This window comes from Streptomyces sp. NPDC018610, from assembly GCF_044391765.1.
Classification (GTDB): Bacteria; Actinomycetota; Actinomycetes; order Streptomycetales; family Streptomycetaceae; genus Streptomyces.
Genome location: NZ_JBISAL010000012.1, coordinates 92,837 through 101,405, shown reverse-complemented (window position 1 = coordinate 101,405; position 8,569 = coordinate 92,837). Strand labels below are relative to the sequence as shown.

Here is an 8,569-nt window from a genome sequence, read left to right as displayed (position 1 = left end):
GGGGGGTGCGGCGGGTTTTGCCGGGCTGGCGGGGCCGCCGCCCCGGCCCGCGGCGCCCCCGCCCGCGGCCCCCCCCGCCCGGGGGATTGCGAACGGGCCGGGTCCTCGCGGACCCGGCCCGTCGGCATGCCCTGGGCGTCAGCCCATGTGCGGGTAGGTGTAGTCGGTCGGGGAGACCAGCGACTCCTTGATGGCGCGGGTCAGCGTCCAGCGCATCAGGTTCTGCGGGGCGCCGGCCTTGTCGTTGGTGCCGGAGGCACGGCCGCCGCCGAAGGGCTGCTGGCCGACCACGGCGCCGGTCGACTTGTCGTTGATGTAGAAGTTGCCGGCCGCGTAGCGCAGCTTCTCCATGGTGTACGCGGCCGCGGCGCGGTCGTTGGCGATGACCGAGCCGGTGAGGGCGTAGTCCGACACCGACTCCATCTGGGTCAGCATCTCGTCGTACTTGTCGTCCTCGTAGACGTGGACGGCGAGGATCGGGCCGAAGTACTCGGTCGTGAAGACCTCGTTCTCCGGGTCGGTGCACTCGATGACGGTCGGGCGGACGAAGTAGCCGACCGAGTCGTCGTAGGAGCCGCCCGCGACGATCGTGCAGGACGGGTCCTGCTCGGCACGGTCGATGGCGGCCTTGTTCTTGGCGAAGGACCGCTCGTCGATGACCGCGCCGATGAAGTTCGACAGGTCGGTGACGTCGCCCATGGCGAGGCCGTCGACCTCGGCGGCGAACTCCTCCTTGAAGCCCGCGTTCCAGAGGGAGGCCGGGATGTAGGCGCGGGAGGTGGCCGAGCACTTCTGGCCCTGGTACTCGAAGGCGCCGCGGGTCAGCGCGGTCTTCAGCACCGCGCGGTCGGCGCTCGGGTGGGCGACGACGAAGTCCTTGCCGCCGGTCTCGCCGACCAGACGCGGGTAGGCGCGGTACTTCTCGATGTTGTTGCCGACCGTCTTCCACAGGTGCTGGAAGGTCTTGGTCGAGCCGGTGAAGTGGATGCCGGCCAGGTCGCGGTGGTTCAGGGCGACCTCGGAGACCTCGATGCCGTCACCGGTGAGCAGGTTGATGACGCCCTTGGGCAGGCCCGCCTCCTCCAGCAGCTGCATCAGCAGCACGGCGGCGTGGGTCTGGGTCGGGGACGGCTTCCAGATCACCACGTTGCCCATGAGGGCGGGCGCGGTGGGCAGGTTGGCGGCGATCGCCGAGAAGTTGAACGGCGTGATCGCGTAGACGAAGCCCTCCAGCGGGCGGTGGTCCAGGCGGTTCCACACGCCCGGCGAGTTGGCCGGGGGCTGCTCGGCCAGGATCTGGCGGGCGTAGTGGACGTTGAAGCGCCAGAAGTCGACCAGCTCGCAGGGGCTGTCGATCTCGGCCTGCTGGGCGGTCTTGGACTGGCCGAGCATGGTGGAGGCGGCGATGGTCTCGCGCCAGGGGCCGGCCAGCAGCTCGGCGGCGCGCAGGATGATCGCCGCGCGGTCGTCGAAGGACATGGCGCGCCAGGCGGGGGCCGCGGCGAGCGCGGCGTCGATGGCGTCCTGGGCGTCCTGCTTCGTGGCGTGGCGGCCGGTGCCGAGGACGGCCTTGTGGTTGTGCGGCTGCACGACCTCGAAGGACTCGCCGCCGCCCGGGCGCTTCTCGCCGCCGATGGTGCAGGGCAGTTCGACCGGGTTCTCGGCCAGTTCCTTGAGCTTGGCCTCCAGACGGGCGCGCTCGGGCGAGCCGGGGGCGTAGCCGTGCACCGGCTCGTTGACCGGGGTGGGGACCTGGGTCACAGCGTCCATGTGTTCCGTAACTCCTTGAGGTGAGCGGTGTTGCGGGTGTGGGTGCGGTGCGGGCTCAGCCCTCGCCGGCCATCGAACGCACGAAGAAGCGAAGGCCGGCCGGCTTCCCCGCGAGACGACGCGTGCCGTGCCTGCCCGGGGGCGCCCCCGGACCCCCGGCAGGGGGTGCGGCACAGCGGTCGCCGGTCAGCCGCGGCTGAGCATGCTCCGCACGAAGAAGCGCAGGTTGGCCGGCTTCTCCGCGAGACGGCGCATGAAGTAGCCGTACCAGTCGGTGCCGTAGGCGGTGTAGACGCGCATGCGGTGACCCTCGGCGGCCAGGCGCAGGTGCTCGTCGCCGCGGATGCCGTAGAGCATCTGGAACTCGTACTCGTCCAGCTTGCGGCCGGCGCTCCGGGCGAGTTCCTGGGCTATGGAGATCAGGCGCGGGTCGTGCGAGCCGACCATCGGGTATCCCTCGCCCTCCATGAGGGTCCTCAGGATCCGGACGTACGCCTTGTCGATCTCGTGCTTGTTCTGGTAGGCGACCTCGGCGGGCTCCTTGTAGGCGCCCTTCACCAACCGTACGCGACTGCCGGCCGCGGCGAGGCGGCGCGCGTCGGCCTCGGTGCGGAACAGGTAGGCCTGGATGACGCAGCCGGTCTGCGGGAAGTCCTTCCGCAGCTCCTCGTGGATGGCGAACATCGAGTCGAGGGTGGTGTGGTCCTCCGCGTCCAGGGTGACCGTGGTGCCGATGGCGGCGGCGGCCTCGACGACCGGGCGGACGTTGGCGAGGGCCAGCTCGTGGCCGCCGTCGAACGCGGCGGCGAGCCCGGAGGGCTCTCCGTCGAGGGCGGTGGCGGAAGACGGGAGGGACTGGCCGAACATCGAGAGCTTGACGGACATCTCGACCCGGGGGCCGAGGTCCAGGTCCTTGATGTGGTCGATCAGGGCCAGGTAGGCGTCGCGGGCGTGGGTGGCCTGCTCGGGGGTGGTGATGTCCTCGCCGACCACGTCCATGGTCAGCTCCAGGCCCTTGGCCGTGAGGTCCTCGATGATCGGGACGATGTCGGCCACGGTCTCGCCGGGGATGAAGCGGTCCACGACCTGCTTGGTCACCGGGGCCGCCGAGATCAGTCGTCGCATCCGGTCGCTGCGCGACGCGGCAAGAATCACGGGACCCAGCACGGGGAACCTCCACAACAGTCAGTCAAAAGGCCGAAACCCGTCCATTCGGGGACGGCACGGAGAACCACTGTGAAAGCTAGGGAACCCTCCGATCGTCTGCCATCGACAGCTGTCACGCATCAGCGGAGTCGATCTCAGACAGATGTATGAAGGCCCCGGCGAGGTGCGGGACAATGGCCGGATGACGGCGGCGTACAAGGGCGACTACCAGGAGCTGGTCGACGAGATCTCGGAGCTGCTCGGCGCCCCGGCCACCCTGGAGAACCGAAACTTCGAGCTGATCGCCTTCGGCGCCTACGACAGCGAGGGCGACCTGGACCCGTCCGCCCTGGACCCGGTGCGCACCCGCTCGATCCTCACCCGCCGCTCCACGGCCGCCGTCCGCCGCTGGTTCGAGGGGTTCGGCATCACCCGGGCGACCGGCCCGGTGCGGATCCCGCCGACCCCCGAGGCGGGCGTGTACCGGGGACGGATCTGTCTGCCGGTGCGCCATCGGGGCGTCGTGCTCGGCTACGTCTGGCTGCTCGACGACGACCCGGGGCCCGGCGACCAGCAGCTGGCCGCCGCCATGCTGGTGACCGGGCGGATCGGCGCGCTGCTGGCGGACGAGGCGCAGCACGGCGCCGACCTCACCCGGGAGCTGCGGGCGGTGCTGACCGCCGAGCGGGGCTGGCCGCGCGACATGGCGGTGGCGGAGCTGCGGACGGCGCTGGGGGTGCGGGCGGACGGTCCGCACACGGTGGTGTGCGTGGCGCCGTGGCCCTCGGCCGATCCGGACGACGCCCCCTCCGTGCGCACGCTGCCGGGCGCGACGGCCCTGTGCACCGTGCCGTGGGGCACGACCGAGCAGTGCCTGGCGCTGCTGGTGCGCCTGCGGTCCCCGGACACGCTGACGGCGGCGGTGTCGGCGGCGACCCGGCTGCTGGAGCAGGCCGAGGCGGGCGCCGTGCCCGAGCGGGGGACCTCCGGGAGCGGTACGGCGGCTGCCGCGGCGGGCGGCAGGGCGGTGGCCCTCGGGAAGCCGGGCGACGGGAAGGGGGCCGTCGGCAGGACTGCCGGCGGCAGGCCTTCCGGCGGCGGGACGGCCCGCGAACAGGCGGCGGCCGGTGTCGCCGCGGGGCGGATCGGGCTCGCCGACCTGGCCGCGGCCTGGACGGAGGCGTCGGCGGCGGCCCGGGCGGCCCTGGCGGAGCCCCGGCTCGGGCCGGTCGCCGAGTGGGCGCGGATCGGCCCGTACCGCCTGCTGACCTCGCTGCCCCCGCAGGCGACGCACGACGCGGTGACCGGCCCGCTGCTCGCCCCCGGTCACCAGGAACTGGCCCGTACCGCCGAGGTGTACCTCGACTGCGCGGGGCAGGCCGGCCGCACCGCCGCCGAGCTGGGCATCCACCGGCAGACCCTGTACTACCGGCTGTCCCGGGTGGAGCAGCTGACCGGCCTCGACCTCGACGACGGCGAGGACCGGCTGCTGCTCCACATGGCCCTGAAGGCCGCGCGCCTCTGACCGGCCCCAGGGCCTGAGGCCCCGGCGCCGGCCTTCAGCGCTCGGCCTTCAGCGCCGGCCCTCCCGCTCCCCCGCCGCGCCCGCGATCACCCGGCGCAGGCCTTCGGTGAGCTGTTCGGCGTCGGTCGCCGAGTCCGGGTCGAAGAGCCACTGGACCATGAGCCCGTTCAGCAGCGTCTGGTAGAAGCGGCCCTCGGAGTCGACGCTCTCCTTGTCCACCTCGTCCTCCGGTACGCCGGTGAACATGGCGACCAGGCCCGACCGCCCCTCCTCCTGGGCCTCGCCCAGCAGCCGGCGCACCTCCGGGATCCGGTCGCCCTGCAGGATGAGCTCGAAGCTCAGCATCCAGATCCCGCGCGACTCGGGCACCGAGCGGATGACGTTCGCCCACACCGCCTGGAAGCGCTCCAGCGACCCGGCTTCGGCGCTCACCTCGCCGCCCGCCCCCCAGCCGGGGGCCATGGTCTCCCCCACCGACTCGATCAGCGAGACGTACGCCCGGACCAGGAGCGCGTCCTTCGAGCCGTAGTGGTAGCCGATGGAGGCGAGATTGGTCCCCGACTCCTTGACGATGTCGCGCGCGGTGGTGCGCAGGAAGCCCTTGGCCAGCAGGCACCGCTTGGCGCCCTCCAGCAGATCCTCACGATGTCCCATGCGCTCCACCCTACCCACCGTCCATACAGACGTCCCAGACGGCTGTCATATACAAGCGTTCTAGACAGATGTTTAAGACGCTTGTACATTCCCTGTCATGACGAACCCGACGAGCACCACCCCGAGCGCGGCCGGACGGGCCGGCCGCCGCGAATGGACCGCCCTGAGCGTGCTGATGCTGCCGCTGCTGCTGGTCTCCATGGACGTCTCGGTGCTGTACTTCGCCATCCCGGCGATCAGCGCGGACCTGGAGCCGAGCGGCACCCAGCAGCTGTGGATCTTCGACATCTACGCGTTCGTGCTGGCCGGCCTGCTGATGACCATGGGCTCGCTCGGAGACCGCATCGGCCGCCGCAGGCTGCTGCTGGTCGGCGCCGCCGCCTTCGGCGCCGCCTCACTGGTGGCGGCGTACGCGAACAGCGCCGAGACCCTGATCGCCGCCCGGGCGGTCCTCGGCATCGGCGGCGCGACCCTGATGCCCTCGACGATGGCGATCGTCCGCACGATGTTCACCGACCCCGCCCAGCGGGCGAAGGCCATCGGCGTCTGGTCCGGCGTCATGACCGGCGGCATCGCGCTGGGTTCGGTGCTCAGCGGTGTCCTGGTGCAGTACTTCTGGTGGGGCTCGGTCTTCCTGGTCAACCTGCCGGCGATGGCACTGCTGCTGGTGCTCGGCCCGCTCCTGCTGCCCGAGTCGAAGAACCCCGCGCCCGGCCGCTTCGACCTCCTGAGCGTGCCGCTGTCGATGGCCGCGGTGCTGCCCGTGATCTACGGCCTGAAGGAGATCCCGTCCGAGGGCGTGCGCCCGCTCTACGTCGTCTCGATCACCGTCGGCCTGCTCTTCGCCGGCCTCTTCGTCCACCGTCAGCGCACGGCGGCCTCGCCGATGATCCCGCCGGCCCTGTTCCGCGGCCGTGGCTTCGCCCCCGCGGTGGTCCTCAACCTGGTCTCGGCGTTCGCGATGATGGGCTCGGCGTTCTTCACCACCCAGTACCTGCAGTCGGTGCTCGGCAAGAGCGCGATGGAGGCCGCGCTGTGGTCGCTGCTGCCCTCGGTGCCGATCGGGATGGCGGCGCCCGTGGCGGCCCAGCTGGTGCAGAAGGGCGTCAACCGCGCCTACGTCGTCACGGCGGGCTTCGCGATCGCCGCGGCCGGCTACGGGATGCTGGCCCTGACCGGTCCCGACTCGCTCTGGCTGGTGCTGGCCGGGTGCGCGGTGCTCGCCTCCGGGATCGTGATGGTCATGTCCCAGATGACCGACCTGGCGCTCGGCGCGGCCCCCCTGGAGCAGGCGGGCACGGCCGCCTCGCTGCTGGAGACGGGCTCGGAGTTCGGCGGCGCGCTGGGGATGGCGGTGCTCGGCTCCATCGGTACGGCCCTCTACCGCCACCGGATGCCCTCCGGCGCCCCGGCCCCGGCCCGCGAGACCCTCGGCGGGGCCCTCGCGGTCGCCGGTCGTCTGCCGGACCGGGCGGGCGCCGCCCTGGCGACGGCGGCCCGCCAGGCCTTCACCACCGGAATGCACGGCGCCGCCCTCGCGGCGACGGCGGTCCTGCTGCTGGCGGCCGTGGCGGCGACGACCCTGCGCAAGGTCCACGTCAGGGCTCCCGAGCCGGAGCCCGAGCGGGCGGAGCCGACGGGGACGGCGAAGGCCGCGCTCTGACCCCCTCGATACGCATGCGAAAGGCGCCGGAGGAGCTCAGCTCCTCCGGCGCCTTTCGCGGGAACCAGTGACTAGACGAGGTTCACCGAACGGGCGGACGTGGCGCCGATCTCCGCCGCGACCTCCGCGAGCACCGCGGCCGGCGCCGTGTCGTCCACGGTGAGCACGGCGAGCGCCTCGCCGCCCACCGCCGCGCGGGCGACCTGCATCCCGGCGATGTTGACACCGGCCTCGCCGATGATCCGGCCGACCGTGCCGACCACGCCGGGACGGTCCTCGTAGCGCAGGACGACCATGTGGTCGGCGAGGGCGAGGTCCACGTCGTACTCGCCGACGGCGACGATCTTCTGGACGTGCTTGGGGCCGGCCAGCGTGCCGGAGACCGAGATCTCCTCGCCGTCGGCGAGGGTGCCGCGCACGGTGACCACGTTGCGGTGGTCGGCGGACTCGCTGCTCGTGGTCAGGCGGACCTCGACGCCGCGCTCCTGGGCGAACAGCGGGGCGTTGACGTAGGAGACCGTCTCGTCGACGACGTCCTCGAAGACGCCCTTGAGCGCGGAGAGCTCCAGCACCTTGACGTCGTGCTGGGTGATCTCGCCGTAGACCTCGACGTCGAGGCGGACGGCCACCTCGCCGGCCAGCGCGGTGAAGATGCGGCCGAGGCGCTCGGCGAGCGGCAGGCCCGGCTTGACGTCCTCGGCGATGACGCCGCCCTGGACGTTGACCGCGTCGGGGACGAGCTCGCCGGCGAGGGCGAGGCGCACCGACTTGGCGACGGCGATGCCCGCCTTCTCCTGGGCCTCGTCCGTGGAGGCGCCCAGGTGCGGGGTGCAGACCACCTGGTCGAACTCGAACAGCGGGGAGTCCGTGCACGGCTCCTTGGTGTACACGTCCAGGCCCGCGCCGGCGACCCGGCCCTCCTTCAGCGCCGAGTACAGCGCCTCCTCGTCGACGATGCCGCCGCGCGCGGCGTTGACGATGCGCACGCTCGGCTTGACCTTGCGCAGCGCCTCGTCGCCGATCAGGCCGAGGGTCTCGGGGGTCTTGGGCAGGTGGACGGTGATGAAGTCGGAGACCTCCAGCAGCTCGTCCAGCGTCAGGACCTTGACGCCCATCTGAGCGGCCCGCGCGGGCTGCACGTAGGGGTCGTAGGCGACGACCTTCATGCCGAAGGCGGACATGCGCTGGGCGACCAGGGCGCCGATGCGGCCGAGGCCGACGACGCCGAGGGTCTTCTCGGCCAGCTCGACGCCGGTGTACTTGCTGCGCTTCCACTCGCCGTTCTTCAGCGCGGCGTTGGCCTGCGGGATGTTGCGCGCGGTGGCCAGCAGCAGACCGCAGGCCAGCTCGGCGGCGGTCACGATGTTGGAGGTGGGCGCGTTGACGACCATCACGCCGGCCTTGGTGGCGGCGGAGACGTCGACGTTGTCCAGGCCCACGCCCGCGCGGGCGACGACCTTCAGCTTCTTCGCGGCGGCGACCGCCTCGGCGTCGACCTTGGTGGCCGAGCGGATGAGGATCGCGTCCACGTCGGCGATGGCGGGCAGCAGTTCGGCTCGGTCGGCGCCGTTGCAGTGCCGGATGTCGAAGTCCGGGCCGAGCGCGTCGACGGTGGCGGGCGACAGCTCTTCAGCGATGAGTACGACAGGTTTCGAGCTCACGTGAGTCCTCACAAGTCCAATGCGGACGGCCGTCCCGACGGCCGCAGGCGGTGGAGGGGAGCGGCGCCGGGACGCTCCCGGTGCTCTCGCGTCGTTCGGCGCGTGCTCTCGGTGTGCCGGTCGAAGGTCCTCGTAGCGGAGCTACCAGGG

The 8,569-nt window shown here is 72.1% G+C and carries 6 protein-coding genes; 2 read left to right on the top strand and 4 right to left on the bottom strand.

The genetic code is table 11. The features are described from left to right. Nucleotides 1-138: 138 nt before the first annotated feature. Nucleotides 139-1,770, bottom strand: a complete 1,632-nt coding sequence (gene pruA / locus ACH5A8_RS28610) for an L-glutamate gamma-semialdehyde dehydrogenase (RefSeq protein WP_399006746.1) — start codon at nt 1,768-1,770, stop codon at nt 139-141. Nucleotides 1,771-1,956: 186 nt separating this feature from the next. Further along, nucleotides 1,957-2,937, bottom strand: coding sequence for a proline dehydrogenase family protein (locus ACH5A8_RS28605; RefSeq protein WP_399006744.1), 981 nt, complete (start codon nt 2,935-2,937; stop codon nt 1,957-1,959). 181 nt (nt 2,938-3,118) lie between these two features. Between ACH5A8_RS28605 and ACH5A8_RS28600 the strand changes: the two genes are divergently transcribed. After that, complete coding sequence (locus tag ACH5A8_RS28600) at nt 3,119-4,441, top strand: PucR family transcriptional regulator (protein ID WP_399006742.1); 1,323 nt, start codon at nt 3,119-3,121, stop codon at nt 4,439-4,441. Nucleotides 4,442-4,489: 48 nt separating this feature from the next. Here ACH5A8_RS28600 and ACH5A8_RS28595 read toward each other — a convergent pair whose 3' ends face one another. Next, on the bottom strand, nt 4,490-5,095 hold the full coding sequence (locus ACH5A8_RS28595; protein ID WP_399006740.1) for a TetR/AcrR family transcriptional regulator: 606 nt from the start codon (nt 5,093-5,095) through the stop codon (nt 4,490-4,492). A 97-nt stretch (nt 5,096-5,192) separates the two neighbouring features. Between ACH5A8_RS28595 and ACH5A8_RS28590 the strand changes: the two genes are divergently transcribed. Continuing rightward, nucleotides 5,193-6,758, top strand: a complete 1,566-nt coding sequence (locus ACH5A8_RS28590) for an MFS transporter (protein ID WP_399006738.1) — start codon at nt 5,193-5,195, stop codon at nt 6,756-6,758. A 71-nt stretch (nt 6,759-6,829) separates the two neighbouring features. On the opposite strand, the gene serA is transcribed toward ACH5A8_RS28590, so the two are convergent. Beyond that, entirely contained in the window at nt 6,830-8,419 is a 1,590-nt protein-coding gene (serA, locus tag ACH5A8_RS28585) for a phosphoglycerate dehydrogenase (protein ID WP_399006736.1), read from the bottom strand. Nucleotides 8,420-8,569 lie beyond the last annotated feature (150 nt).